This is a genomic window from Microbacterium sp. NPDC087868, from assembly GCF_044900755.1.
GTDB classification, from domain to species: Bacteria; Actinomycetota; Actinomycetes; order Actinomycetales; family Microbacteriaceae; genus Microbacterium; species Microbacterium galbinum.
The window spans coordinates 232,272-256,593 of sequence record NZ_JBJDNO010000003.1 but is presented as its reverse complement, the minus strand read 5'-3'; the positions used below and the strand labels follow the sequence as shown (position 1 = coordinate 256,593).

Annotated in this window: 29 protein-coding genes; 18 read left to right on the top strand and 11 right to left on the bottom strand. The window is 68.5% G+C overall.

All coding sequences use genetic code 11. From position 1 onward, the window contains the following. Positions 1 to 36 precede the first annotated feature (36 nt). Both ACI2JZ_RS11400 and ACI2JZ_RS11395 read left to right on the top strand, forming a co-directional pair. The gene (locus ACI2JZ_RS11400) at positions 37 to 3,540 is read left to right on the top strand and encodes a TM0106 family RecB-like putative nuclease (protein WP_404597563.1); all 3,504 of its coding nucleotides are present in this window, start codon (positions 37 to 39) and stop codon (positions 3,538 to 3,540) included. Between the two features lie 148 nt (positions 3,541 to 3,688). Continuing rightward, positions 3,689 to 4,333: a GNAT family N-acetyltransferase gene (locus ACI2JZ_RS11395; protein WP_404597562.1), complete on the top strand. Its 645-nt coding sequence runs from the start codon at positions 3,689 to 3,691 to the stop codon at positions 4,331 to 4,333. A gap of 15 nt (positions 4,334 to 4,348) precedes the next feature. On the opposite strand, the gene upp is transcribed toward ACI2JZ_RS11395, so the two are convergent. Continuing rightward, positions 4,349 to 4,981: a uracil phosphoribosyltransferase gene (gene upp, locus ACI2JZ_RS11390; RefSeq protein ID WP_247623271.1), complete on the bottom strand. Its 633-nt coding sequence runs from the start codon at positions 4,979 to 4,981 to the stop codon at positions 4,349 to 4,351. A gap of 91 nt (positions 4,982 to 5,072) precedes the next feature. Between upp and ACI2JZ_RS11385 the strand changes: the two genes are divergently transcribed. Beyond that, complete coding sequence (locus tag ACI2JZ_RS11385; RefSeq protein WP_247623270.1) at positions 5,073 to 5,528, top strand: nucleoside deaminase; 456 nt, start codon at positions 5,073 to 5,075, stop codon at positions 5,526 to 5,528. A 17-nt stretch (positions 5,529 to 5,545) separates the two neighbouring features. Here the strand turns inward: ACI2JZ_RS11385 and ACI2JZ_RS11380 are convergent, their stop codons facing one another. Continuing rightward, complete coding sequence (locus ACI2JZ_RS11380) at positions 5,546 to 6,517, bottom strand: cation diffusion facilitator family transporter (RefSeq protein WP_247632813.1); 972 nt, start codon at positions 6,515 to 6,517, stop codon at positions 5,546 to 5,548. A gap of 60 nt (positions 6,518 to 6,577) precedes the next feature. Here ACI2JZ_RS11380 and proC point away from each other — a divergent pair, with 60 nt between their 5' ends. Further along, positions 6,578 to 7,417 carry a pyrroline-5-carboxylate reductase gene (proC, locus tag ACI2JZ_RS11375; RefSeq protein WP_404597561.1) on the top strand — a complete coding sequence of 280 codons (840 nt, stop codon included), beginning with the start codon at positions 6,578 to 6,580 and terminating at the stop codon, positions 7,415 to 7,417. Between the two features lie 2 nt (positions 7,418 to 7,419). After that, the gene (locus ACI2JZ_RS11370; RefSeq protein WP_247623267.1) at positions 7,420 to 7,707 is read left to right on the top strand and encodes a DUF1905 domain-containing protein; all 288 of its coding nucleotides are present in this window, start codon (positions 7,420 to 7,422) and stop codon (positions 7,705 to 7,707) included. Between the two features lie 31 nt (positions 7,708 to 7,738). Here ACI2JZ_RS11370 and ACI2JZ_RS11365 read toward each other — a convergent pair whose 3' ends face one another. Next, a complete protein-coding gene (locus tag ACI2JZ_RS11365; RefSeq protein ID WP_247623266.1) occupies positions 7,739 to 8,410 on the bottom strand; it encodes a TrkA family potassium uptake protein in 672 nt (223 codons plus the stop codon). After that, positions 8,403 to 9,833: a TrkH family potassium uptake protein gene (locus ACI2JZ_RS11360; RefSeq protein ID WP_247955665.1), complete on the bottom strand. Its 1,431-nt coding sequence runs from the start codon at positions 9,831 to 9,833 to the stop codon at positions 8,403 to 8,405. The genes ACI2JZ_RS11365 and ACI2JZ_RS11360 overlap by 8 nt, the downstream gene beginning before the upstream one ends. 104 nt (positions 9,834 to 9,937) lie before the next feature. On the opposite strand from ACI2JZ_RS11360, the gene ACI2JZ_RS11355 reads away from it, so the two are divergent. From ACI2JZ_RS11355 to ACI2JZ_RS11315, 9 genes are all read left to right on the top strand, one after another. Then, the gene (locus ACI2JZ_RS11355) at positions 9,938 to 10,354 is read left to right on the top strand and encodes a helix-turn-helix transcriptional regulator (protein ID WP_247623264.1); all 417 of its coding nucleotides are present in this window, start codon (positions 9,938 to 9,940) and stop codon (positions 10,352 to 10,354) included. A 270-nt stretch (positions 10,355 to 10,624) separates the two neighbouring features. Continuing rightward, entirely contained in the window at positions 10,625 to 10,816 is a 192-nt protein-coding gene (locus ACI2JZ_RS11350; protein WP_247623263.1) for a helix-turn-helix domain-containing protein, read from the top strand. A 136-nt stretch (positions 10,817 to 10,952) separates the two neighbouring features. After that, positions 10,953 to 11,051 (top strand): 30S ribosomal protein bS22, encoded by a 99-nt coding sequence (locus tag ACI2JZ_RS11345; RefSeq protein WP_003792170.1) that lies wholly within the window; start codon positions 10,953 to 10,955, stop codon positions 11,049 to 11,051. A 97-nt stretch (positions 11,052 to 11,148) separates the two neighbouring features. Then, positions 11,149 to 11,451 carry a rhodanese-like domain-containing protein gene (locus tag ACI2JZ_RS11340; protein ID WP_247623262.1) on the top strand — a complete coding sequence of 101 codons (303 nt, stop codon included), beginning with the start codon at positions 11,149 to 11,151 and terminating at the stop codon, positions 11,449 to 11,451. Continuing rightward, entirely contained in the window at positions 11,448 to 11,711 is a 264-nt protein-coding gene (locus ACI2JZ_RS11335; protein ID WP_247623261.1) for a glutaredoxin family protein, read from the top strand. The genes ACI2JZ_RS11340 and ACI2JZ_RS11335 overlap by 4 nt, the downstream gene beginning before the upstream one ends. Then, positions 11,708 to 12,010 (top strand): Dabb family protein, encoded by a 303-nt coding sequence (locus ACI2JZ_RS11330; RefSeq protein ID WP_247623260.1) that lies wholly within the window; start codon positions 11,708 to 11,710, stop codon positions 12,008 to 12,010. Before ACI2JZ_RS11335 ends, ACI2JZ_RS11330 begins: the two co-directional genes overlap by 4 nt. A 145-nt stretch (positions 12,011 to 12,155) precedes the next feature. Further along, a complete protein-coding gene (locus ACI2JZ_RS11325; protein ID WP_336640902.1) occupies positions 12,156 to 12,968 on the top strand; it encodes a basic amino acid ABC transporter substrate-binding protein in 813 nt (270 codons plus the stop codon). Between the two features lie 35 nt (positions 12,969 to 13,003). Continuing rightward, on the top strand, positions 13,004 to 13,801 hold the full coding sequence (locus ACI2JZ_RS11320) for an amino acid ABC transporter permease (protein ID WP_336640901.1): 798 nt from the start codon (positions 13,004 to 13,006) through the stop codon (positions 13,799 to 13,801). Then, complete coding sequence (locus ACI2JZ_RS11315) at positions 13,798 to 14,553, top strand: amino acid ABC transporter ATP-binding protein (protein WP_336640900.1); 756 nt, start codon at positions 13,798 to 13,800, stop codon at positions 14,551 to 14,553. Before ACI2JZ_RS11320 ends, ACI2JZ_RS11315 begins: the two co-directional genes overlap by 4 nt. A 68-nt stretch (positions 14,554 to 14,621) precedes the next feature. On the opposite strand, the gene ACI2JZ_RS11310 is transcribed toward ACI2JZ_RS11315, so the two are convergent. The 6 genes from ACI2JZ_RS11310 to ACI2JZ_RS11285 form a co-directional block, all read right to left on the bottom strand. Further along, a complete protein-coding gene (locus tag ACI2JZ_RS11310) occupies positions 14,622 to 14,798 on the bottom strand; it encodes a YegP family protein (protein ID WP_247623256.1) in 177 nt (58 codons plus the stop codon). Between the two features lie 87 nt (positions 14,799 to 14,885). Further along, complete coding sequence (locus tag ACI2JZ_RS11305) at positions 14,886 to 15,977, bottom strand: ABC transporter ATP-binding protein (RefSeq protein ID WP_247632809.1); 1,092 nt, start codon at positions 15,975 to 15,977, stop codon at positions 14,886 to 14,888. Next, entirely contained in the window at positions 15,974 to 16,768 is a 795-nt protein-coding gene (locus tag ACI2JZ_RS11300) for an ABC transporter permease (protein WP_404597560.1), read from the bottom strand. The genes ACI2JZ_RS11305 and ACI2JZ_RS11300 overlap by 4 nt, the downstream gene beginning before the upstream one ends. Further along, entirely contained in the window at positions 16,765 to 17,721 is a 957-nt protein-coding gene (locus ACI2JZ_RS11295; RefSeq protein ID WP_404597559.1) for an ABC transporter permease, read from the bottom strand. Before ACI2JZ_RS11295 ends, ACI2JZ_RS11300 begins: the two co-directional genes overlap by 4 nt. Then, positions 17,700 to 18,839: an ABC transporter substrate-binding protein gene (locus ACI2JZ_RS11290; RefSeq protein ID WP_247955671.1), complete on the bottom strand. Its 1,140-nt coding sequence runs from the start codon at positions 18,837 to 18,839 to the stop codon at positions 17,700 to 17,702. The genes ACI2JZ_RS11295 and ACI2JZ_RS11290 overlap by 22 nt, the downstream gene beginning before the upstream one ends. A gap of 146 nt (positions 18,840 to 18,985) precedes the next feature. Beyond that, entirely contained in the window at positions 18,986 to 19,501 is a 516-nt protein-coding gene (locus tag ACI2JZ_RS11285) for a GNAT family N-acetyltransferase (protein WP_247623252.1), read from the bottom strand. A gap of 125 nt (positions 19,502 to 19,626) precedes the next feature. On the opposite strand from ACI2JZ_RS11285, the gene ACI2JZ_RS11280 reads away from it, so the two are divergent. Together ACI2JZ_RS11280 and ACI2JZ_RS11275 are read left to right on the top strand one after the other, a co-directional pair. Beyond that, positions 19,627 to 20,409 carry a sulfite exporter TauE/SafE family protein gene (locus ACI2JZ_RS11280; protein WP_404598117.1) on the top strand — a complete coding sequence of 261 codons (783 nt, stop codon included), beginning with the start codon at positions 19,627 to 19,629 and terminating at the stop codon, positions 20,407 to 20,409. A gap of 295 nt (positions 20,410 to 20,704) precedes the next feature. Further along, the gene (locus ACI2JZ_RS11275; RefSeq protein WP_404597558.1) at positions 20,705 to 21,127 is read left to right on the top strand and encodes a hypothetical protein; all 423 of its coding nucleotides are present in this window, start codon (positions 20,705 to 20,707) and stop codon (positions 21,125 to 21,127) included. A 251-nt stretch (positions 21,128 to 21,378) separates the two neighbouring features. Here the strand turns inward: ACI2JZ_RS11275 and aspS are convergent, their stop codons facing one another. After that, entirely contained in the window at positions 21,379 to 23,160 is a 1,782-nt protein-coding gene (gene aspS / locus ACI2JZ_RS11270; RefSeq protein ID WP_247632804.1) for an aspartate--tRNA ligase, read from the bottom strand. Between the two features lie 116 nt (positions 23,161 to 23,276). Here aspS and ACI2JZ_RS11265 point away from each other — a divergent pair, with 116 nt between their 5' ends. Next, positions 23,277 to 23,675, top strand: a complete 399-nt coding sequence (locus ACI2JZ_RS11265; protein ID WP_247623250.1) for a DUF5684 domain-containing protein — start codon at positions 23,277 to 23,279, stop codon at positions 23,673 to 23,675. Position 23,676: 1 nt separating this feature from the next. After that, positions 23,677 to 24,306, top strand: coding sequence for a histidine phosphatase family protein (locus ACI2JZ_RS11260; protein ID WP_404597557.1), 630 nt, complete (start codon positions 23,677 to 23,679; stop codon positions 24,304 to 24,306). Positions 24,307 to 24,322 lie beyond the last annotated feature (16 nt).

Genomic DNA, 24,322 nt, shown 5'->3' with positions numbered 1-24,322 from the left:
CGCAGCTAGTGTCGAAGCACGACGAAATGGAGCATCGTGCGGATCGACACTCAGGCGCAGCGCGTCATTTGGAGCGCCAGCGACCTCAAGGCCGCAGCCGAATGCGAGTTCGCCTGGTGCCGTGCGATCGACGCCAAGCTGGGCCGGGTTCCGGCGGTCGAAGAGCCCGAAGACGCGACGCTCGCGCGTGCGGCGCTGCTCGGTGACGTCCACGAGCGGAACGTGCTCGCGCGGTACGTCGCCGAGCTCGGTGACGACGCGGTGCGCCAGATCGCGAAGGTGTCGTCGACGGATGCCGCGGCGCTGGGTGCTGCGGTCGAGGAGAGCCTGGCGGCTCTGCGTTCGGATGCCGAGGTCGTCTTCCAGGCGGCGTTCGCCACCGAGGAGTTCGTGGGGTTCGCCGATTTCCTGCGACGCGATGCCGACGGCCGTTGGCGGGTGCAGGACTCGAAACTGGCGCGCAAGGCGCGCGTCACCGCGTTGATGCAGCTCGCGGCATACGTCGACCAACTCGATCGACTGGGAGTGCCGCGCGCCGACGAGGTCGATCTCATCCTGGGAGACGGCACGCTGAGCACGCACGCCGTCGACGACCTGCTCCCGCTCTTCCAGGTGCGTCGCGCCCGCCTGCGCGCGCTGATCTCCGATCGACGCATCGATGCGGGAGCAGAGGGCGATCCGCTCGCCTGGGGCGACGACCGGGGAGATCTGCAGGTCGTCGCCTGCGGCCGCTGTGCGACGTGCGAGGAACAGGTGATCGCGCACCGCGACCTGCTGATGGTCGCACGCATGCGTCCTGTCCAGCGCGCCCGACTGCGTGCGGCGGGTATCGCGACCATCGACGAGCTCGCCACCGCGCCCGCGGCACCGGCGGGAATGAACGTCGACACCTTCGAAGGGCTCCGTGCGCAGGCCGCTCTGCAGCTCCGCGCCGATGCCAGCGGTGCCCCCACCTTCGACGTGCACTACGCGCCGGCGATCCACACCCTCCCGGTGCCGAGCCACGGCGACATCTTCTTCGATTTCGAGGGCGACCCGCTCTACACGGAGCCGGCGCCGATCGGGGAGTCGCACTGGGGCATCGACTATCTCTTCGGCTGGGTCGACAACGCCGACCAGTACACGGCCATCTGGGCGCACACGTTCGCCGAGGAGCGCCGCGCGTTCGAGACCTTCCTCGACTTCGTCGCGGTGCGCCGGGCCGCCCACCCCGGAATGCACATCTACCACTACGCGCCCTACGAGACTTCGCACCTGGTGGCGATGGCGGCGCGACACGGAGTGCGCGAGGGCGAGGTCGATCGACTGCTCCGTGAGGGGGTCTTCGTCGACCTCTACCCCCTGGTGCTGCGCACGGTTCGCGTCGGTTCGCGTTCGTATTCCATCAAGAAGCTCGAGCCGCTCTACATGGGCGACGACGTGCGCACGAGCGACGTGCAGAAGGGCGACGACTCGATCGTGCAATACGTCGCCGCGCGTGAGCTCGCTGCGGCGGGCGAGCAGAGCGATGCCGACGCGGTGCTCGCCGATCTCGCGGACTACAACCGCTACGACTGCGTCTCGACGCGCCGTCTGCGCAACTGGCTGATCGAGATCGCGCGGCAGAAGGGCGTCAGCCCCGCCCCTCCCGACGCCGCCGACCAGGTGATCTACGAGCCCTCTCCGCGGTCGGTGGCCCTCCTCGCCGACGCGGAGCGCGCCGTCGACGCGGGCCAGGACGGCCAGGTCCATCGCATCGCCGCAGCGGCGATCGACTACTTCCCGCGCGAGGCCAAGAGCTTCTGGGTCTCGCACTTCCAGCGGCTCCGTGAGCCCGTCACGATGTGGGAGGGCACGCGCGACGTGGTGCGCGTCGATGCGGGCTCCTCGGTCGTGCGCCGCGAGTGGAGCATCGGCGAGGGACGTCGGGTGATGTCCCGCGACATCGAGATCCGCGGTGAGGTCTCGCCGGGAACGACGCTGGGTGTGGGAGCGCAGCCGTTCGCACTCTACGAGGCACCGGCGCCGTTCGACGTCGACATCCCTTCGCGCGCGGTGCACGTGCCGCACGCCGTGACGGTGGCCGAGGTTCTCGACGACGGATTCCTCATCACCGAGACGGCGATCCAGGGGCAGACCTGGGACGAGCTCCCCCTTGCCCTGACGCCCGCCGCGCCGCCGCGGGTCGTCTCCCTGCAGGGAGCGATCGACGAATGGGCCGACGCCGTGCACGCCGCAGCTCCGGGATTCCCGGAAGATCCGGCGACCGACATCCTGCGCCGGATCCCGCCGCGTACACGCTCGGGCGCGCCGCTTCCGCCGGTGGAGGCCGTCGCCGGCGACCCGATCGACGCCATCGTCCGGGGCGTGCTCGACCTCGACCGCAGCTACCTCGCGGTGCAGGGGCCTCCCGGAACGGGCAAGACCTACACGGGGTCACGCGTGATCGCCCGGCTCGTGAACGAGCACGGGTTCAAGATCGGGGTCGTCGCGCAGTCCCACGCCATCATCGAGACGTTGCTCGCCCGAGTCGTCGCCGACGGCGTGGCGCCCGCGCAGGTCGCGAAGGCGCCGAAGGACCCCGATTCCGATCCCGCGTACACGGTGATCCCGAAGAGCGGCATGGCGGCCTTCCTCGCCGAGCACGCCGATGAGGGTGTCGTGGTCGGGGGCACCGCCTGGGACTTCAGCAACACCGCCCGCGTCGAGCGTGGAGGTCTCGATCTGCTCGTGATCGACGAGGCGGGACAGTTCTCGCTCGCCTCGACCATCGCGGTCGCGGCGGGTGCGAAGCGCCTGCTGCTCCTCGGCGACCCGCAGCAATTGCCGCAGGTCAGTCAGGGTGCTCACCCCGAACCCGTCGATACCTCGGCACTGGGATGGGTGATGGACGGCGATGCGGTCGTGCGCCCCGAGTACGGCTACTTCCTCGCCCGCTCCTGGCGCATGCATCCGTTCGTCGCCGCGCCGGTGTCGAAACTCGCCTACGCCGGCAAGCTCGCCTCCGCGCCGGGAACCGAGAAGCGATCCGTCGACGGCATCGACCCCGGGCTCCACGTCGTGCCGCTGAGACACCGTGGCAACGCGACGCAGTCGCCGGAGGAGGCCGCCGAGGTCGTGCGGATCGTCCGTGATCTCGTCGGGCGGACGTTCACCGACAACACCGGCGCCAACGCCGACACCGACGATGACAACACGACGACCCGCCCGCTCACCCCTGCCGACATCATCGTCATCACGCCGTACAACGCGCAGCGCCAGCTCGTGCACGAGGTGCTCGCGTCCGCGGGCTTCGGCGATGTCCCGGTCGGAACCGTCGACAACTTCCAGGGCAAGGAAGCGGTCGTCTCGATCACTTCGCTCGCCGCCTCCAGCGGACGCGATGCCCCGCGAGGTCCCGAGTTCCTGCTTCTGCAGAACCGATTGAACGTCGCGATCTCCCGCGCGCAGTGCGTCGCCTACCTGATCCACTCGCCGGCACTGCTCGACGATCTTCCCTATACGCCGGAGGGCGTGGCGCGGCTCAGCGCCTTCGCCCGCCTGGTGGGCGCGGCGGACTGACCGAGGCGAACCTGTGCATACCCGAGACGAGATACTTCGAGCAGCCGCGGAGTGGGCGTGGTTCCCCCGAGGATCCGAGAGCGAGAACGCGGAGTTGCTCCTCGTTCGCTACCCGCCTCGCTTCGGTGGGGGAGTACGAGGGTCGCAGGTGCGCTCCTCGTGGCGTGCGGACGAGATTCTCGACCATGCGATCTCCCGTACGGTGCGCTGGGGCGAAGACACCCTGACGTTCTGGACGAACCCCTCGGACGAGCCCGATCTGGAGGATGAGCTCCGCCGGCGTGGAGCCGAACACATCGACACCGTCGCGGTGTTCGCACGACCGATCGATGGGGAGGCCGCGGCCGCAGCACTTCCGCCGAACGGGGCCATCGCCGAGCTGGTCACGGACCTCGACCAGATCCGAGCGGTCGACGCGATCAACGTCGCGGTGTGGGAGCAGCTCGCTCTCGACGACGAGGGCCTCCGTGCCGAGTTCGATGAGCTCACCGCGTCGCTGGAGTCGCGCACCCACGGACGTGTGCTCGCGCGCCTCGCGGGGCAGCCGGTGAGCACGGGAGGGTGGACACTCGCCGACGGCTTCGCGCGTCTCTGGGGCGCGGCGACTCTCGAAGACCATCGCGGACGCGGCGCCTACCGTGCAGTCCTGTCCGAGCGCCTCCGGATCGCGGCGCAATGGGGCGCCATGACGGCTCTGGTGAAGGGACGCGTCTCGACCTCTGCGCCGATCATCGCGCGCGCCGGCTTCGAGCACTACGGGGATGAGCGTGCGTACCGCCTCATCGTGGGCTGAACAGCCGCCTGCGGATCAGACCGTGCCGTAGAGGCGGTCGCCCGCGTCGCCGAGGCCGGGCACGATGTACCCCTTCTCGTTGAGACGCTCGTCGAGCGCACCCAGCACGAGCGTCACATCGCGGTCGCCGACGAGCGCCTCGATCGCCGCGACGCCTTCGGGCGTGCCCAGGAGGCAGATCGCCGTGACGTCCTTCGCCCCGCGATCGAACAGGAACTGGATGGCCGCGGCGAGCGAGCCGCCCGTCGCGAGCATCGGGTCGATGGCGAAGCACTGCCGGTCGCTCAGGTCGTCGGGAAGACGCTCCGCGTACGTCGTGGGCTCGAAGGTCTCCTCGTCGCGCACCATGCCCAGGAATCCGACCTCGGCGGTCGGGAGCAGCTTGACCAGGCCCTCGAGCATGCCGAGGCCGGCCCGCAGGATCGGGACGACGATCGGGCGGGGCTCGGAGATCTTCACACCCATCGTCGTCGTGACGGGGGTCGTGATCTCGATCGGAGAGACCTTGACGTTGCGGGTCGCCTCGTACGCGAGGAGCGTCACGAGCTCCTCCGTCAGCTGGCGGAACACCGGCGACGGGGTACGCGCATCGCGCAGCACCGAAAGCTTGTGGGTGACGAGAGGGTGGTCGGCGACGTGAACACGCATGGAATACAGGCTAATGCGCCGAGCGGCCCGGCACGACATCGGATGCACCGCGCGCGGCGGACGCCGCATGCCGCTGTCGTAGGCTCGATCCATGACCGCCGCCGACCTGCCCGCGATGCGCCGTGCGCTCGTGCTCGCGGCGGAGGCGAGCACCGCGGACGAGATCCCGGTGGGTGCCGTGGTCGTCGACTCCGCCGGTCGCATCATCGCCGAGGGGCGCAACACCCGCGAGGAGACGCACGATCCCACGGGTCACGCCGAGGTCGAGGCGCTGCGCCGGGCCGCGGCATCCGTCGGCTCTTGGAATCTCGAGGGGCACACCCTCGTCGTCACCCTGGAACCGTGCCTCATGTGCGCCGGAGCGATCCTGCAGGCGCGCATCGGACGGGTCGTCTTCGGGGCGTGGGACGACAAGGCGGGAGCCGCGGGGTCGATGTACGACGTGCTGCGCGATCGCCGTCTGCCCTACCGGGCCGAGGTCGTCGGGGGACTCGAAGCGGATGCCGCTACCGCCCTGCTGCGCGACTTCTTCGCCCGCAAGCGCTGACGCTGCGGCCTGGCCGGTCAGTCCGAGGACTTGAAGACGAACGCGTCCGTCGGGGGCTCCGGATCGAGGGCAGGCCGGTACACGTCCGGCTCGATGTAGATCACGCGTGCGGCGGGAACGGCCTCGCGGATGCGTGCCTCGATCTCATCGATGTCGTCGGCGGCCTCGCGCACCGACTTGTCGGCAGTCAGTGCGATCTTCGCCGCGACCATGAGCTCGTCGGGGCCGAGGTAGAGGGTCTTGATGTGGATGAGCTTCTCGACCTCGTCGCCGGCGGCGATCGCGTCGACGATGCGATCGAGGTCGGCGGTGGTGGCGCCTTCGCCGACGAGCAGGCTCTTGGTCTCGATGCCCAGCACGATCGCGATGAGCACCAGCAGTACACCGATCATGAGCGTGCCGATCGCGTCGAACACCGAGTTGCCGGTGATGACGGTGAGCCCGACGCCGAGCAGTGCGAAGCTCAGACCCGCCAACGCCCCGGTGTCCTCGAGCAGAACGACGGGCAGTTCGGGCGCCTTGGAGCGGCGCACGAACGACACCCAGGACTGCCCCTTCTCGCGAACGAGGTTGCTCTCCTTGATCGCGGTGCGCAGTGAGAAGCTCTCGAGTCCGATCGCGATCACGAGCACGACGATCGGCAGCCACCACCACACGGGGTCCAGTTCGTGCGGGTGCGTGAGCTTGTCGATGCCCTCGTAGATGGCGAACAGGCCGCCGAGGGAGAACAGGATGATCGACACGACGAACGCCGAGACGTATCGCTCGCGGCCGTAGCCGAAGGGATGCGCGCGGTCGGCCTCGCGGCGCGACTTGCGTCCGCCGAGCAGGAGCAGGAGTTGGTTGCCGGAGTCGGCGATCGAGTGCACGGCCTCGGCGAGCATCGACGCGGACCCCGAGAGCAGCCAGGCGACGAGCTTCGCGAGCGCGATGCCCATGTTCGCCAGGAACGCTGCGATGATCGCCTTGCCGCCGCCGGATGCACTCATGCGTCGAGTCTAGATCGCCCCCTCTGGGGATCGCAGGTGCGCCCGCCGTAGGATGACGACATGGCTGACTCTCTCCCCGCTCTCGCGTTCCTCGGTGCCGGTTCGATGGGAGGGGCGATCCTGCGCGGCGTCGTCGCCTCGGGTGTCGCCGTCGACGGTGGGATCACCGCCACGAACCGCTCGCGGGTGAGTGCCGCCGACCTCGCCGACCTTCCCGGCGTCACGACCATCGCCCTCGAAGAGCGTCCCGACGGTAACCGCGACGCACTCGCTTCCGCCCGGATCGTGCTGGTGGGCGTGAAGCCGGGGATGGTGCCGGATCTGCTCCGCGAGATCGCCCCGCACCTCGCCCCGGACGCCATCGTGGTGAGTCTCGCCGCCGGTGTGACGCTGGCCACGTTCGCAGACGCGCTGGGCGCCGACGTGCACGTCATCCGCTCGATGCCCAACACCCCGGCGACGGTCGGCAAGGCGGTCACCGGTCTCGCCGCCGGCCCTGCATCGACGCCCGACGACATGGCGCTCGTGCGCCGCCTGTTCGAGACGGTTGGCGCCGTGATCGAGGTGCCGGAGTCGCAGATCGACGCGCTCTCGACGATCTCGGGTTCGGGCCCCGCCTACGTCTTCCTGCTCATCGAGGAATGGACGAAGGTCGGCCTCGGTCTCGGCTTCAGCGAGGCGGACGCCCGCCTGATGGCGGAGCAGACCTTCATCGGCTCGACGGCGCTGCTCGAAGCGTCGGGGGAGACCCCGGCCGAGATGCGCCGACGGGTCACGAGTCCGAAGGGCACGACCGAGCGTGCGATCGCGGTGCTGCAGGATGCGCACCTCGAGAAGACGTTCGCGGATGCTTCGGCGGCCGCGCTGGCGCGCGCTCGGGAGCTCGCCGCCGGGGCGTGACCATGCGGCTGCGATTCTCGGGCGAGATCTGGTTCTGGCGCGGGCCCGCGCCGTTCCACTTCGTGACCGTGCCCGAGACCGAAGCGGTGATGATCGGCGAGGTTGCCGCGGTCGTCACCTACGGGTGGGGGATGATCCCGGCATCCGTCACGATCGGCGGAACGCGCGTGACGACGTCGCTCTGGCCGAAGGACGGCGGCTACATCGTCCCGATCAAGAAGGCTCTGCAGGACGGTGAGGGCATCGGCATCGACGACGTCGTCGACATCACTCTCGACATTGACGCCTGACGCCTCGCCCGACCTGTACGAGTCGCGCGCGTCAGCGGTCGAGGGCGGCGAAGCGCTCGATGTCGCTGTTGGTGCCGGAGACGATGATCAGGTCGTGGTTCGTGACGATCGTGTTCGCCTCGGCGTAGCGGAACGGCTTGCCCGGGCTCTTGACGCCCACCACCGTGACGCGGTACTTCGTGCGCACGCCGGACTCGTTGAGGCCGATGCCTCGGATGAACTTCGGCGGGTACATCTTGGCGAGCACGAAGTCGTCGTCGAAGCGGATGAAATCGAGCATGCGGCCGCTGACGAGGTGGGCGACGCGCTCGCCGGCCTCGCGCTCCGGATAGATGACGTGGTTCGCTCCGACGCGGGCGAGGATCTTGCCGTGCGACTGCGAGACGGCCTTGGCCCAGATCTGCGGGACCTTGAGGTCGACGAGGTTGGCGGTGATGAGGACGGATGCCTCGATCGACGAGCCGACCGCGACGACCGCCACCTGGAAGTCCTGGGCGCCGATCTGGCGCAGGGCGTCGATGTTCTTCGCATCGGCCTGCACGGTGTGCGTGACGCGATCCGACCACTTCTGCACGAGCTCGAGGTTGCCGTCGATCGCGAGGACCTCTCGGTCGAGACGATCGAGTTCGCCCGCGCAGGCGGCGCCGAACCGGCCGAGACCGATGACGAGGACGGGAGCGTCGCCCCGGAGGACTTCAACCAACGATCGGCCTTTCCACGGGCAGTGAGTAATACTGCGATCGCGATGTCGCGGCGACTGCCGCGGCGAGAGTCACTGTACCAATGCGCCCCATGAAGATGGTGGCGGCGAGCACGTAGGAGCCGGCGTCGGGGAGCTCGGCGGTGAGGCCCGTCGAGAGTCCGACGGTGGCGAAGGCGGAGATCACGTCGAACAGCACGTGGCTGATGTCGGCCTTCGTGATCTGCGCGATGACGATGGTCGACAGGGCGACGATCGTGGCTCCCCAGGCGACGACGCTGAGCGCGACGCGCTGCACGTCGCTGGGGATGCGCCGGCCGAACACCTCGACGGACTGGCGACCCTTCGCCTCGGACCACACCGCGATCGCGAGCACCGCGAGGGTGGTGACCTTGATTCCGCCGGCGGTCGACGCCGATCCTCCACCGACGAACATGAGCATGCTCGCGGCGACGAGCGACGAGCCGTTGAGGTCGGCCATGTCGATCACGTTGAAACCGCCCGAGCGGGTCATCGCCGACAGGAAGAAGGCCTGGAACGTCGTGTCGGCGGCATCCATCGAGCCGAAGGTCTTCGGGTTCTGGTATTCGAGGATGAGGAAGACGGCGGCCCCGAGGACGAAGAGCAGCACGGTCGTCACGAGTGTGAGCTTGGTGTGCAGCGACCAGCGCTTGACGTGCCAGACGTGCTTGGCCAGCGAGTAGATCACGGGGAAGCCGATGCTTCCGAGGAAGACGCCGACCATCAGCAGCGACAGCACGAGGTAGTCGTCGGCGAACACCGCGACGCCGCCGTCGTTGGGGGCGAAGCCCGTGTTCGTGAACGCCATCGCGGCGAAGTATGGGGCTTCCCAGAGAGCGGCGATCGGACTCACCCCGGCCATCACGAGTCCGGGGTAGAGGAGCACGGCGAGCGCGCCCTCGATGATGAGCGCCGAGAAGGCGACGGTGCGCAGTAGCTGGCCGACCTCCCCGAGGCGGACGGTCTGGCTCTCGTTGACGACGCCGCCGTGCGCGCGCATCGGGTTGGTGTCGCCCGCGGCGAGGAGCTTGGCGCGCAACCCCAGGCGCTTCGAGATCACCATGCCCATGAGGGAGGCGAGGGTCAGAACGCCGAGACCGCCGATGTTCACGCCGACGAAGATGAGCACGTGCCCGAACGGTGACCAGTGGTTCGCCATGTCGACGGTCGCGAGGCCGGTGACGCAGATGGTCGAGACGGCCGTGAACAGCGCGTCGCTGAGCGGGGTGACGGTGCGATCGGCCGCAGCGATCGGCAGCGAGAGCAGCACCGTGAACACGAGGATCAGCAGCGCGAACACCACGATCGCGAGACGCGAGGGCGAGGAGGTGAGGATGTGGCGACCGTGGGCGGCGACATTGCGCAGGCGTTGCTTGGGGGACGACGCAGACACGATGCCCGACATCGCGTCCCCTTTCGTCTGCCTCCGCCGCAGATCGGCGCCGGCTCAGCACCTGCGACCGAGCCCTCGTCATGGTACTCCGTGCCGGGGACGACTACCCTGAACACATGACCGACATCTTCGACGTGATCGCAGACGGTACGAGGCGAGACATCCTCCAGCTCCTCCTGCGGCGCACCACCGAAGGAGAAGCGGGCACGAGCGTCAGCCAGATCGTCGCCGACCTCGGCATCAGTCAGCCCACGGTGTCGAAGCACCTCAAGGTGCTCCGCGACGCCGAGCTGGTGACCGTGCGCGAAGACGGTCAGCGTCGTTTCTACAGCCTCGCGGTCGAGCCGCTCGAGGTCGTCGATGACTGGCTGGTGCCCTTCCTCGTCGACGCGTTCGGCGACGACGCCCCCGACATCGCCTACCCCGGGGCCCCGATCCCCGAGAGTGCCGCGCACGCGGCGGAAGTGGTCGGGCGCGCGGCGGCATCCGCGAAGCACGTGGTCGCCACGGCCCTCAAGCGACTCGGCGCCTGACGCCCCGCTCGACACAGTTCGCCCCCGGCGACCGGGGGGCTGTCGTCGGGGGCGATGCCGCGGGCCCCAGCCCGCGTGTCCCGAGGCGGTGCCTGCCCCGGTCCTGCGCCGAGTGTGACACTTTCGGCTGAGTGAACCTCGGAGAGAGGCTATGCCTCTGCTGTGACGAGTGACGGCACCGTGAGTCCCACTGTTCACACCGGCCCCAAGGGTTTACACGCGTCACTGCCAACCCATAGAGTGTGCTCATTCGAGAAAGGGGTATGTGGGATGCCCGAAGTTCCTGACGTCCGGTTCCTCACTGTTGCTGAGGTGGCCGGGATCATGCGCGTGTCGAAGATGACCGTCTATCGGCTCGTGCACTCCGGCGACCTGCCGGCCATCCGTTTCGGACGCAGCTATCGCGTGCCGGAGTCCGCCGTGGCGGACGCCCTCCAGCGCCCGATCGCCGACGTCGGCTGACCGTGCGGGCGCCCGCATCGTCGGTGTGACGGCGCAGGCCCGACGGTTTGCTAGACTGATCCGAGGCATTTTTCCGTGCCCGTACCCGGGCGTCCGATCATCGCGACGCCCAACCCCCTGACTTAGTGAGGTTTCCGTGGGTTCTGTCATCAAGAAGCGCCGCAAGCGCATGGCGAAGAAGAAGCACCGCAAGCTGCTTCGCAAGACTCGCCACCAGCGCCGCAACAAGAAGTAAGCGGCCAAGACACGAGCGCCCCCGACAGCTCTTCGGAGCATGTCGAATGGGGGCGCTTTGTGTCTCTGCCGAAGGTCCGAGCAGCTCGAAGGAAGCCATGAAGTCGATCACCGTCACCGAACTCGCCGACCGCACGGGCACGCCGCTCATCGACGTGCGCGAGAAGGACGAGTTCGCGGCGGGCCACGTGCCCGGCGCCGTCAACATCCCGATGTCCGAGATCGGCAACCGACTCGAAGAGCTCCCGGCCGAGTCGTTCGACGTGATCTGCCAGGCCGGCGGCCGTTCGGCTCGCGTCGTCGAGGCGCTCGAAGCGCGCGGCTACGACGCCACCAACGTCGAGGGCGGCACGGGCGAATGGATCGCGCAGGGACGCGCGGTCGAGGTTCCCTCGGCGTGACCACGCTGACCCTCATCGGCAAGCCCGACTGTCACCTCTGCGACGTCGCCTCCGAGGTCATCGACGCCGTCGTCGCCGAGCTGCCGGATGCCGCGGCCGAGCGGATCGAGATCGTCGAGGCCTCGATCACCGAAGACCCCGCCCTGTTCGATCTGTGGTGGGAGAAGATCCCCGTCGTCCTGATCGACGGAGAACTGCACGCGCACTGGCGACTCTCGCCGGACCGACTGCGCACCGCCCTCGAGGAGGCCCTGAAATGACCATCCGCCATGTCGTCTCCTGGAAGCTCGCCTCGGAGGACGCCGACGAACGCGCCGCGCAGGCCGCCGAGGTGGCCCGCCGCCTCAACGCCCTCGACGGTGTCGTGCCGCAGCTGCTGTCGATCTCGGCCGGCGCGAACGTCGTGCTGCCGGAGTCGAACTGGGATGTCGTGCTCGTCGCCGACTTCGACTCCGTCGAGGCGCTCGACGAGTATCAGGTGCACCCCGCGCACGTCGAGGCGTCGGGATACATCCGGTCCGTCGTGAGCGCACGGGTCGCCGTCGACTTCGAGATCTGATCCCCGCACGCGTAACGCACCGAAACAAAACCGTAATCCTGGATCGGGCACTCTTAGTAGGGCATCCACCCGGCACGTGCCAGGATGTTCACCTATCGGCCCACTTCGGTGGGCCTTACCCTGCCATCGACTCTCAGGAGCTGTTATGCACCGTCGCACTACCTTCGCCGGCCTCGCACTCGTGGCTGCCGCAACCCTCGCGCTCGCAGGCTGCGCCGGCGGAACCGACTCCGGATCCAGCGAACCCGCCGCTGGTGACGAGTACGGACTGGTCACGGCCGGCACGCTCACCGTGTGCTCCGACATCCCTTACGCACCGTTCGAGTTCGAGGGTGGCGACAACGGAACCGGCTACACCGGCTTCGACATCGACCTTCTCGACGCGATCGCGAAGAAGCTCGATCTCAAGCTCTCGGTGCAGGACGTGGGCTTCGACGCGCTGCAGTCCGGCACGACCCTCGCCGCGGGCACGTGCGACATCGGCGCCTCGGCGATGACCATCACCGACGAGCGCAAGGCCAACATCGACTTCTCCGACCCGTACTACGACTCGCTGCAGTCGCTGCTCGTGCGCACCGACTCGGGCATCACGGGCATCGACGACCTCGCCGGCAAGAACGTGGGCGTCCAGCAGGGCACCACCGGTGAGACCTACGCGACCGAGAACGCCACGGGCGCCGAGCTCGTGCAGTACCCCTCGGACGGCGAGCTGTGGCCGGCAATGCAGTCGGGCCTCATCGACGCGATCCTGCAGGATCAGCCGGTGAACCTCGAGCACGAGAAGGCCGACAGCGCCTACGAGATCGTCGAGACCTACAACACCGACGAGTCGTACGGCTTCGCCTTCGCGAAGGGCGAGAAGGACGCGCTGCTCGCGGCCGTCAACGACGCCCTGCAGGAACTGCGTGACGGCGGCGAGTACCAGACGATCTACGACACCTACTTCACGGCCAACTGATCCGTGCGTCGTAGTCGTCTCGGAGGTCCTTCACAATGGCGTTGAAGCGAACTACCAAGAGCAAGCTGTACCGCTACATCGTCTACGCGGTCCTGATCGCCATCGTCGTCTGGGCGGCGGTCGGGACCAACTGGGCGAAGATCGGTCCGCTGTTCTTCAACCCGGAGATCGCGGTCAAGATGTTCCCCGGGATCATCACCACCGCACTCGTCAACACGCTGTGGTTCACGGCCGTCGCCTTCATCCTCGGACTGGTGCTCGGCGTGATCCTGGCGCTGCTGAAGATGTCGTCGATCCTCCCGTTCCGGTGGATCGCCACGGCATGGATCGAACTGTTCCGTGGGCTTCCCGCGATCCTGACGATCTTCGCCGTGGCCTTCATCCTGCCGATCGCGTCGGGAGTGCCGGGCAAGGACCTGGGCGGCCCCGTCGTCCTGGGGCTGATCGGTCTCATCCTCGTCGCTTCGGCGTACATGGCCGAGACGATCCGCGCCGGCATCCAGGCGGTTCCGAAGGGGCAGACCGAGGCCGCGCGTTCGCTCGGCATGTCTCCCATGAAGACCACGTTCTGGATCGTCGTGCCGCAGGGGTTCCGCATCATCATCCCGCCGCTCACGAACGAGTTCGTGCTGCTCCTGAAGGACACCTCGCTGCTGTTCATCGCGGGGACGTTCATCTGGTCGAAGGAGCTCACCAACTTCGCCCGTGATGCGGCGACGCAGAACTCCAACGCGACACCGCTGATCATGGCGGCGATCCTCTACCTGATCGTGACGATCCCCCTCACGCGCTTCAGCGCGTGGCTCGAGCGAAGGATGGCGAGGCAGCGATGATCACCGAACTGATTGATGTCCACGCCCCGGCGATCGATATCCAGGGTCTCGTCAAGACCTTCGGCGACAACGAGGTGCTCAAGGGCATCGACCTCACCGTCACCAAGGGCGAGGTCGTCTGCGTGATCGGCCCCTCGGGCTCGGGGAAGTCGACGCTGTTGCGCTCGGTCAACCTGCTCGAGGAGCCGACCGGCGGCAAGGTGCTGATCGAGGGGATCGACATCACCGACCCCGAGACCGACATCGACCGTGTGCGCACCCGCATCGGCATGGTGTTCCAGAGCTTCAACCTGTTCCCGCACCTCGACGTGCTCGGCAATCTCACGATCGCCCAGCAGCGCGTCAAGAAGCGCGGCAAGGTGGAGTCCGAGAAGATCGCGCACGAGATGCTCGCCCGTGTCGGCCTGGCCGAGAAGGCGAAGGCGTTCCCGGGGCATCTGTCGGGTGGGCAGCAGCAGCGCGTCGCGATCGCGCGTGCGCTGTGCATGAACCCCGACATGATGCTGTTCGACGAGCCGACGTCGGCGCTCGACCCCGAACTGGTCGGCGAGGTGCTGCAGGTCATGCGCACGCTCGCCGACGAGGGCATGACGATGCTCGTGGTCACCCACGAGATGGGCTTCGCCCGTGAGGTCGGCTCGCGCCTGATCTTCATGGACGGCGGTCACATCGTCGAAGAGGGCGACCCGCGCGAGGTCATCGGCAACCCGCAGCACCAGCGCACGAAGGACTTCCTCTCGCGCGTGCTGTGAGACGTTCACACACGATGAGGCCCCCCGGAGCGAATGCTCCGGGGGGCCTCATCGTTGTGGAGGAGGGATCAGACCTCGACGACCTCGGCGTCGGGGGCGTGGGTTCGCACGGACTCGATCCCGTTCTCCGCGGCGGACTTCGAGGAGTAGCCCTCGCTCGTCGCGATGACCTGACCGTTGCCGGCCTTGAGGCGGAACCGGTATTCGCCGGACCTGTCGGTGTAGAGCTCGAACTTGCCTGCCATGAGGCATCCTCTCTGTGGTGTCTGCGAGGCGGAGGGCCTCTCGTGCATCACGGTAGCGCCCGACCGCGTGCGGCGGTAGGGCGGGATTCAGGCGCGCGGGTGCACGGCTACGGGCTCGGGCGCGACCGCGATGCGGACGCGATCGCCGAAGGCGGGGTGGATGCCGGGGGCGTGCTGCACCCGGACGATCTCTCCCGCTTCGGTGCGAACGAGCGTGCGACGCATGCTGCCGAGGAAGGTGCTCTCCTCGACGATCGCGTCGGTTGCCGCATCCGCCTCCGAAGCGAAGAACACGTTCTCGGGGCGCAGGTACACGTCGACCGGGCCGTCGGCGGGCGTCTGCAGCGGCAGCCGCTGTCCCCACACGACGACGTGGTCGCCCTCGGCGACGCCGGCGACGATGCTCGAGAGACCCACGAACGCGGCCACACCGGCGGTCGACGGCGTCGTGTAGAGCTGCTCCGGCGACCCGATCTGCTCGATGCGGCCCGAGTTCATCACGGCGATCCGGTCGGAGACGGCGAGCGCCTCCTCCTGGTCGTGCGTGACGAACACGGTCGTGATGCCCAGGCGCAGCTGGATGCGGCGGATCTCGTCGCGCAGCTGCACGCGCACCTTGGCGTCGAGCGCCGACAGCGGCTCGTCGAGGAGCAGCACCTTGGGCTCGGTGACCAGGGCGCGCGCCAGTGCCACGCGCTGCTGCTGGCCGCCCGACAGCTGGTGCGGGTAGCGGTCGGCGAAGTCGGCGAGACCGACCAGGGCGAGAGCATCCTTCGCGCGCTTCGCGGATTCGGATGCCGACACCCCGCGGCGGCGCAGCCCGAAGGCCGTGTTCTCGGCGACGCGCAGGTGCGGGAACAGCGAGTACGACTGGAAGACCATGCCGATGTCGCGCTTGTTGGTCGGGACGCGCGAGACGTCCTGACCGCCGAGCAGCACCGCGCCCTCGTCGGAGCCCTCGAGGCCCGCGAGCACGCGCAGGAGCGTGGTCTTGCCGCAGCCCGACGGACCCAGCAGCGAGACGAACTCACCCGGGGCGATGTCGAGGTCGACGCCGTGCAGCACGCGGTTGCCCGCGTAGCTCTTCACGATGCTCTGCAGCTGCACCCGGGTGCCCTCGCCCGCCTCGGCGAGCAGCAGGTTGTCCTGGGTGCGGGGGAGTGCGTGATCGATGGTCATGAGTGGGCCTTTCCGTTGCCGCGTGCGACGCGACCGATGAGGAGGAGAAGGAGGAACACGAGCGCAAGTGCCAGCAGCGTGAAGATCGCCGGCGCGTACGGGTCCTGCTTCTGCACGACGACCATGGCCGTCTGGAACACCTGCCGGTTCAGCAGCGAGGCGATGGTGAACTCGCCGAGCACCACCGCGATGGAGATGAGCGACGCGGCCAGCAGGCCCTGGCGGAGGTTGGGCGCCAGCACCTTGAGCACGACCGTCGGCCAGCTCGCCCCGAGCGACCGTGCGGCCTCGGAGAGCGTGCGCAGGTCGGCGGCGTCGATCGACGCCTGGATCGAGCGGTAGGCGAAGGGCAGCACCGTGATGCCGTACGCGAACGCGAGCGTCCACGTGCCGGTGCCCACCGAGCGGCCGATCTGCAGGTAGATCGGGGCGAGACCGACGACCAGCACGATCGCGGGGATCGAGATCGGCAGCAGCACCGCGAACTCGAAGATCGGCTTGAGCTTGCCGAAGCGCAGGTTCACCAGGATCATCGTCGGCGCGAGCAGGAACAGCACGATCGCGACGGTGACGACGGCGAGGATGAGCGAGTTGCCGAGACCGATCCAGATCGGCTTGATCGCCGCGGAGGCGGCGGGGTCGAACAGCGCGAGCCAGTGGTCGAACGAGAGCCCGCTCTCGGTGTCGCGCAGCGTGTAGAGGAACGTCGACACGAGCGGGATGGCGAAGAACAGGCCGACGAGGATGCCGATGACCCAGCGGGTCGTGAGCGAGGGGGCGAGACGGTTCACGACTGCCACCTCGCGGCCCGACGCTGGATCAGCGAGTACAGGGCCATCACGACGCCGACCACCACGATCATGCCGAGGGCGAGCGCGCCCGCGAGGTTCTCGCGACCGAGCACGGTCTCGCTCGTGAGTGCGGTGCGGATCTGCAGCGGCACGATCTGCGAGCCCTGGCTCGCGAGAGCGGCGGCCGTGGCGTAAGAGGAGAACGAGTTCGCGAACAGCAGCAGCAGGCTCGCGAGGAACGACGGGGCGAGCACCGGGAGCCCGATGCGCAGCCAGAAGCTCGTGCGCGTGCCGCCGAGGGTGAGGTTCGCCTCGGCCCACTGCGGCTTGAGCGCGGCGAGGGCCGGCATGAAGGTGATGACCATGAGGGGGATCTGGAAGTAGATGTACGGCAGGATCAGGCCGGGCAGTTCGTAGAGCCACGTGCCGTTCTCGTAGATGTTGATGCCGAACGTGTCCTTGAGGAACACCGTCAGCACACCCTGGATGCCCATCATCGCGATGAAGGCGAACGCCAGCATCACGCCGCCGAACTGGGCGAGGACTCCGGCCGCGGCATCCACCGACGAGCGGATCGCGCCCTGCGGATTCATCCCGAGGAGGGCGTAGCAGACGAGCGCGCCGACGACGGCGCCGACGACGGCGGTCAGGAGCGAGATCCAGGCGGAGTTGGCGAACGCGTTCAGTACGACGGGATCGCCCAGTGCCGACACGTTGGTCCAGGTGAACGAGCCGTCCTTGGTGAAGAAACCGGAGCCGATCGCGAGCAGCGTCGGCACGGCCAGGAACAGCACGATGTAGGCCGCGAAGGGCACGAGACCCAACCAGGCCCAGGAGGGCGCGGACCGCCGGGCCCGCGCGGTGTGCGCGGGCCCGGCGGTGGTAGCGGGAGCGGATGCCGGAGCATCCGCCCCCGTGTCGACGAGCGCCGTCACTGGACCGCCGCTGCCCACTTCTCACCGAGCAGCGTGCCGGCGTTGGTGGACTGCTCCTCGGTGGGGACGACCGTCTCCTCGGGAACCTCGGGCAGAGCCGCAGCGAGGTCGGCGTCGATCGTGCCGGCCTCGGTCATGGCCTCCATGCGCACGGGGCGAGCGCCGCCGCCGAGCCACAGGTTCTGCACCTCGTCGCTGTAGAGGAACTCCTGCCACAGGCGCGCCGCAGCCGGGTGCGGGGCGTCGACGTTGACCGCCTGGTTGTAGTAGCCCGCGTAGCCGGTGCCGTCGAAGACCACGACCTCCCAGTTGGGGTTGTCGGCCTTGTGCGAGGCGTTCAGGTAGTCCCAGTCGAAGACGACGGGGGTCTCGCCGCTCGCGACGGTCGCCGTGGTCACGTCGACCTTGAGCAGGTTGCCGGCCTTCTGCAGCTCCGAGAAGAAGTCGATGCCGGGCTGGAAGTCGTCGAGCGTGCCCTCGGACTGGACGGTCGCGAGACCGACCGCGGCGAACGCGGCACCGGCCTGGGTCGGGTCGCCGTTGATCGCGACGGCACCCTTGTAGTCGGCCGAGAGCAGATCGGCGAGCTCGGCGGGAGCGTCGAACTTCGACGAGTCGTAGCCGACCGACATGTATCCGCCGTAGTCGCCGACGAAGAGACCGGTCGGTTCCTTGAGCTCGGCGGGGATGTCGTCCCACGTCTGCACCTTGTAAGGGGCGAAGTAGTCGGTGTTCTGGAGCGCGACCGTGAGGCCGATGTCGAAGACGTCCGGAGCGGTGTCGAGGCCCTTGTTGGTCTCGGCGGCCTGGATCTCCTCGGCGCTGGACACGTCGGGGGAAGCCTCGTTGATGGTGATCTCGGGGTACTTCTCGGCGAAGAGGTCGAGGATCTCGCCGTAGTTCGCCCAGTCGCGCGGCAGCGCGATGACGTTGAGCTGGCCCTCCGCCTTGGCGGCGGCCTCGAGGTCGGCGAACGTGCCGAAGTCGGCGACGGACGTCGCGGTCGCGGCGTCGGTCGAGCCCTCGCCGGCGTCGGTCGCGTCGGCGGCGCCGGAGCAGGCGGTGAGTGCCAGAGCGGCGGTGGTGACCAGTGCGATACCGGCGCCGATGCGCGCGCGGCGGGTGAAGCGTGCCATGAGTGTCCTCTCGGGTGACCGGCGGTGCGCCGGTTCGGGTTGCGAGAGGAAACTATGGGCCGTGAGTTACCGGCCGGAGCGGCGTGGGTGAACGGAGGGTGACCGGGTGGTGGCGGGGTGGGGTGCGCCGCGTCGTGGCGCGGAGTTCAGGCGGTCTCTACCGTGTATTTGAAACCGAGATGTGACCCGATATACCCCAATTTCTCGTAGAAGCGGTGTGCGTCGGTGCGCGCGGCATCGGAGGTGAGCTGCACCATCGCTGCTCCGACCGCGGGTGCGGCCTGCTCGCCGACCCAGCGCATCACGGCCGACCCGATGCCCGACGACCGCAGGTCGCTCTGCACCCGGACGGCCTCGACGAGCAGCCTCCGGGCGCCCCGACGCGCCATGCCCGGGATCGAGGTGAGCTGCAAAGTGCCGACGATCGCCCCGTCGAGCTCGACGACGAGCAGGTCGTTCGACGGCTCGGCGAGGATCTCGAGGAGCGCCTCGGCATACGCCGGCCGGTCTTCCGCCGAGGCGACATCGCCGCGCGCTGCACTGATCGGGTCGTCGGCGAGCAGGGCGATCACGGCATCCGTGTCGTCGGCCGTCGCGCGGCGCAACACCGCGCTCCCCAGGCGCGACGCGAACGGGTACGGCAGGGGGAGGGCCTCGATCATGGCTCCAGTCTGCCAGCGGGCGCGTCGCACGCCGACGAGCAGATGCCGGTGCACGCCCGAGTCTCTGGAATCATGGCCGGGTGGATATCGGCACCGTGCTCGGACTCGAGCAGCTCACCTGGGGGATGCTGCTGCTCGTCGTCATCGCCGCTTTCGCCGCGGGCTGGATCGATGCCGTCGTCGGGGGCGGTGGGTTGCTGCAACTGCCCGCGCTGCTGCTCATCCCCGGGATCGCGCCGATCCAGGCGCTCGCGACCAACAAGCTCGCCTCGGTGTTCGGCACTGCGACCAGCAGCGTCACCTACTATCGGCGCGCGAAACCCGACATCCGCACCGCGATCCCGATGGCCCTCATCGCGCTCGCCGGATCGTTCGGCGGCGCCGCGGTGGCCACGCTGCTGCCCGCCGCGGCGTTCAAGCCGATCATCGTCGTGGCCCTGCTCGCTGTCGCACTCTTCACCGCCTTCCGGCCGCAGATGGGCGCGGCGACCATGCTGCGCTTCCACGGGCACAAGCACCACATCATGGCCGGCGCGGCCGGTCTCGTGATCGGCTTCTACGACGGCATGATCGGGCCGGGAACGGGGACGTTCCTCGTGATCGCGCTCGTCGCGCTGCTCGGCTACGACTTCCTGCAGGCGAGCGCCAAGGCCAAGATCGTCAACCTCGCCACCAACCTCGGTGCGCTGCTGCTCTTCATCCCGCATGGCTCGGTGCTGTGGGTGCTCGGGGGGATTCTCGCGGTCGCCAACGTCGCGGGCAGCTACCTGGGGTCGCGCATGGCGATCTCGCGCGGCACGAAGTTCATCCGCGTGGTCTTCCTCGTCGTGGTGATCGCCCTGATCGCCAAGCTCGGCGTCGACGTGTGGAACGAGAACCTCGCCCCGGCGCTCGGACTGGTGCACTAAGTCGAGACAAGACGAAGTCGGAGGTGCGCTCAGACATCTGACGTGAGTGCTGCACGATAAACCAGTTCCGACTTGGCTTGACGCGAGTGCGTTCGCTTGTTGGACTCGAAAGATGGTCTTCTTCACAGAGCTGCCCCCGGAATCTGCGCCCACTCCCATCCGGGCTGTTGAAGCCTCGCCCTGGCTTTATCCGCCGAAGGACGAGCTGCCCGTTGCGGTCCCGTTGGTCAGACGCCTCGCGAGGGTGCCGGGCGCGCGTCTCAGCTTGCGACGGGTCGATGTGTACCGTGCTGGCGTGGAGTTCGTCCTGCGGTTCGACATGGGCATAGAAGCGGGTCTTGATTCCGAGAGGGAGCGGCACCTGCGTGACCTTCTGCATCCGCGCGGGTTCCGCCCGGACCCGACGCGGCAGATGCGGCTTGGTGTGATGTTGTCGGACGGTTCTCGCGCGGATGCGACAGCTGACTCGCGTGGCCTTCCACGCGGTGTTGAGGAGCCGGACGGTCCCACCTTGACGTTCTCCGGTGGCGGTGGCGAGGGTAGCGGGGATCGATGGACGACCGAGTTTCGCGCCTGGTTGTGGCCGCTGCCTCCGAAGGGCGCGTTGACGCTCTACTACTTGTTCGAAGGAATCGGCATCGAAGAGGGCTCCCTCGAGGTCGAGGCCACCGAATTGAGGGAGGCGAGTCGCGACGTCCTGGACGTCTGGACTCCCTGACACCGGCACGCACAAGACTCCAACACGCGACGAGGTCAGGCTGGTCAGCCAGCGAAGAGTAGCTGCGAGGCAGCGAGCCCCCGCGGCGCGCCGGAGGGTCGCACCGTGCTGGTGCACACGGACGATCGTGGAATCGATTGAGGTCACCCCATGGATCCTTCGACGGGCTCAGGGGCCCAGCAACGCGACAGGCCCAGCACCCGGAACCGGGTTGCTGAGCCTGTCGAAGCATCCCCACAGGGGGCAGAGGGTCAGGCCTCGTCGTCCTCCGGCTCGTAGTCGACGCCGGCCTCGGCGCGCTGCTCGGCCGAGATCGGAGCGGGCGCAGCCGTGAGCGGGTCGTAGCCGTTGCCCGACTTCGGGAACGCGATGACCTCGCGGATGGACTCGGTCTTCGTGAGGTGCTGCAGCACGCGGTCCATGCCCAGCGCGATGCCGCCGTGGGGCGGTGCACCGAACTTGAACGCGTCGAGCAGGAAGCCGAACTGCTCATCGGCCTGCTCGTCGCTGATGCCCATGACCTCGAAGACCCGCTTCTGGATGTCTTCGCGGTGGATGCGGATCGAGCCGCCACCGAGCTCGGAGCCGTTGCACACGATGTCGTACGCGTAGGCGAGGGCCGATCCGGGGTCGGTGTCGAACGTCGCCTCGAACTCCGGCTTCGGTCCGGTGAACGCGTGGTGCACGGCGGTCCAGGCTCCGGCGCCGACGGCCACGTCACCCGAGGCCACGGCATCTGCCGCCGGCTCGAACATCGGAGCGTCGACCACCCAGGTGAAGGCGAACTCGTCGGGGTTCAGGTAGCCCAGGCGGCGACCGATCTCGACGCGGGCGGCGCCGAGGAGGGCGCGACTCTCCTTCGTGGCGCCCGCGGCGAAGAACACGCAGTCCCCGGCCTCGGCGCCGACGAGCTCGGCGAGACCCGCCTGCTCGGCCTCGGAGAGGTTCTTGGCGACGGGGCCGCCGAGCGTTCCGTCCTCGTTGAAGAGCACGTAGGCGAGACCGCGCGCGCCGCGCTGCTTCGCCCAGTCCTGCCAGGCGTCGAGCTGCTTGCGGGGCTGGCCCGCGCCGCCGGGCATGCGCACGGCGCCGACGTACTCGGCCTGGAAGACGCGGAACGTGGTGTCGGAGAAGTACTCGGTCGCCTCGACCAGCTCGAGGCCGAAGCGCAGGTCGGGCTTGTCGGAGCCGTACTTCGCCATCGCGTCGGCATAGGTCAGGCGCGGCAGCGGGGTCTGCACCTCGACGCCGATCGTCTTCCACATGGCGACGACGAGCGACTCCATCAGGCGGATGACGTCTTCCTGGTCGACGAAGCTCATCTCGATGTCGAGCTGCGTGAACTCGGGCTGGCGGTCGGCGCGGAAGTCCTCGTCGCGGTAGCAGCGCGCGATCTGGAAGTACTTCTCGACGCCGCCGACCATGAGCAGCTGCTTGAAGAGCTGCGGCGACTGGGGCAGGGCGTACCAGCTGCCCGGGCTCAGGCGCGCGGGCACGAGGAAGTCGCGGGCGCCTTCCGGCGTGGAGCGCGTGAGCGTCGGGGTCTCGACCTCGGTGAAGTCGTCGGCGTGCAGCACGTCGCGGATCGCCTTGTAGACGTCGGAGCGCAGGCGAAGGGCGGATGCCGGGGCCGGACGGCGCAGGTCGAGATAGCGGTACTTGAGGCGGGCCTCCTCGCCGACGGTCTCGCTATCGGCCAGCGCCGTCGAGACCTGGAAGGGGAGGGGCGCGGACTCGTTGAGCACCTCGACGGTGGTCGCGATGAGCTCGATCTCGCCGGTGGGCAGGTTCGGGTTCGCGTTGCCCTCGGGGCGGCGCGACACCTCGCCCGTGACCTTGAGGACGAACTCATTGCGCAGCGGGTGGGCGATCTCCTCGTCGCGGATGACGACCTGGGCGATGCCCGACGCATCCCGAAGATCGATGAACGCGACTCCTCCGTGATCACGACGGCGATCGACCCACCCCGCGAGGGTGACGGTCTGACCGATGTGCTCGGCTCGCAGTGAGCCTGCCGAGTGGGTGCGAAGCACGGAGTATTCCTTCTGTTCTGTGAACGGGCGAACCCGCCCATTCTACGGGGGCGCGCGGCGTGTCTCCGGCGGGCGGAGGGGATCAGTAGGGTGGCAGGGAAAAGGAAGGTGCTCCCATGGAACTCGCCCTCGTCCCCGCCGCCGATGTACCGGTCGTCCCCGATTTCGTCTCCGCGTTCTTCTCGGGAACCACGAGCGTCATCGGCATCATCTTCTACGTGCTGCTGGCGATCGCCTGGTGGAAGGTGTTCACGAAGGCCGGGTACCCGGGCATCCTCGCGCTGATCCCCATCGTCAACGCGATCTTCCTGCTGCGCATCGCCGGGATGTCGGGCTGGTGGGTGCTGCTCTACCTGGTGCCGATCGCCAACGTCATCCTCGCGATCGTCGTCGCGGTCAAGGTGGGCGATCGTTTCGGCAAGGGTGGTGCGTTCTCGTTCTTCCTGCTGTTCCTGATCCCGTTCATCGGGTACTTCATCCTCGGGTTCGGGGACTCCCGCTACCGCAAGGCCTGACGTGCCGGCATCCCGTCTGCACCTCGTCCGTCACGGCGAGGTCCACAATCCCGGCCGCGTGCTCTACGGCCGTCTGCCCGACTTCCACCTCAGCGACGACGGACGGCGCATGGCGCTCGACGCGGCCGAGCACGTCGCCGGTCTCGGTCGCGACGTCGAGGCCCTGCGGTGCTCGCCGCTGGAGCGCACGCAGGAGTCGGCCGCCCCGTTCGCCGAGCGCTTCCACCTCGAGCCGGTGCTCGACGAACGCGTCATCGAGCCGACCAACGTCTTCGAGGGCACGCAGATGCGCCGCTCGCTCATGAACCCGCTCAACTGGTGGCATCTGCGGCAGCCCTCGGTGCCCAGCTGGGGCGAGCCGTACGTCTCGGTCGCCGAGCGCATGCGCGCCGCGATGGACGAGCTCTGGCACACCACCGAGGCGGGCGACGCGGTGATCGTGTCGCACCAGGCACCGATCTGGATCACGCACCTGTCGGTCGCCGGACTCCCGCTGCGGCACGATCCGCGCACCCGGCGCTGCGCCCTGTCGAGCGTGACCTCGTTCGAGCGGGTCGGCGACGTGTGGCGTGAGGTCGACTACGCCGAACCCGCGGCGACGGGCGGCGCGGTCGACGTCGGCGCCGTCTGAGGCGTCCCGTTCGAGG

Coding starts and splice junctions, on each gene's coding strand:
- ACI2JZ_RS11305 (WP_247632809.1), bottom strand. CDS start 15,977: ATGACCATCGATCACGCACTCCCCCGCACCCAGGACAACCTGCTGCTC.
- ACI2JZ_RS11360 (WP_247955665.1), bottom strand. CDS start 9,833: ATGTCGGGCATCGTGTCTGCGTCGTCCCCCAAGCAACGCCTGCGCAAT.
- ACI2JZ_RS11350 (WP_247623263.1), top strand. CDS start 10,625: ATGCCCGAAGTTCCTGACGTCCGGTTCCTCACTGTTGCTGAGGTGGCC.
- upp (WP_247623271.1), bottom strand. CDS start 4,981: ATGCGTGTTCACGTCGCCGACCACCCTCTCGTCACCCACAAGCTTTCG.
- ACI2JZ_RS11285 (WP_247623252.1), bottom strand. CDS start 19,501: ATGATCGAGGCCCTCCCCCTGCCGTACCCGTTCGCGTCGCGCCTGGGG.
- ACI2JZ_RS11355 (WP_247623264.1), top strand. CDS start 9,938: ATGACCGACATCTTCGACGTGATCGCAGACGGTACGAGGCGAGACATC.
- ACI2JZ_RS11380 (WP_247632813.1), bottom strand. CDS start 6,517: ATGAGTGCATCCGGCGGCGGCAAGGCGATCATCGCAGCGTTCCTGGCG.
- ACI2JZ_RS11320 (WP_336640901.1), top strand. CDS start 13,004: ATGGCGTTGAAGCGAACTACCAAGAGCAAGCTGTACCGCTACATCGTC.
- ACI2JZ_RS11370 (WP_247623267.1), top strand. CDS start 7,420: ATGCGGCTGCGATTCTCGGGCGAGATCTGGTTCTGGCGCGGGCCCGCG.
- ACI2JZ_RS11315 (WP_336640900.1), top strand. CDS start 13,798: ATGATCACCGAACTGATTGATGTCCACGCCCCGGCGATCGATATCCAG.
- ACI2JZ_RS11330 (WP_247623260.1), top strand. CDS start 11,708: ATGACCATCCGCCATGTCGTCTCCTGGAAGCTCGCCTCGGAGGACGCC.
- proC (WP_404597561.1), top strand. CDS start 6,578: ATGGCTGACTCTCTCCCCGCTCTCGCGTTCCTCGGTGCCGGTTCGATG.
- ACI2JZ_RS11340 (WP_247623262.1), top strand. CDS start 11,149: ATGAAGTCGATCACCGTCACCGAACTCGCCGACCGCACGGGCACGCCG.
- ACI2JZ_RS11280 (WP_404598117.1), top strand. CDS start 19,627: ATGCTGCTGCTCGTCGTCATCGCCGCTTTCGCCGCGGGCTGGATCGAT.
- ACI2JZ_RS11325 (WP_336640902.1), top strand. CDS start 12,156: ATGCACCGTCGCACTACCTTCGCCGGCCTCGCACTCGTGGCTGCCGCA.
- ACI2JZ_RS11265 (WP_247623250.1), top strand. CDS start 23,277: ATGGAACTCGCCCTCGTCCCCGCCGCCGATGTACCGGTCGTCCCCGAT.
- ACI2JZ_RS11310 (WP_247623256.1), bottom strand. CDS start 14,798: ATGGCAGGCAAGTTCGAGCTCTACACCGACAGGTCCGGCGAATACCGG.
- ACI2JZ_RS11385 (WP_247623270.1), top strand. CDS start 5,073: ATGACCGCCGCCGACCTGCCCGCGATGCGCCGTGCGCTCGTGCTCGCG.
- ACI2JZ_RS11290 (WP_247955671.1), bottom strand. CDS start 18,839: ATGGCACGCTTCACCCGCCGCGCGCGCATCGGCGCCGGTATCGCACTG.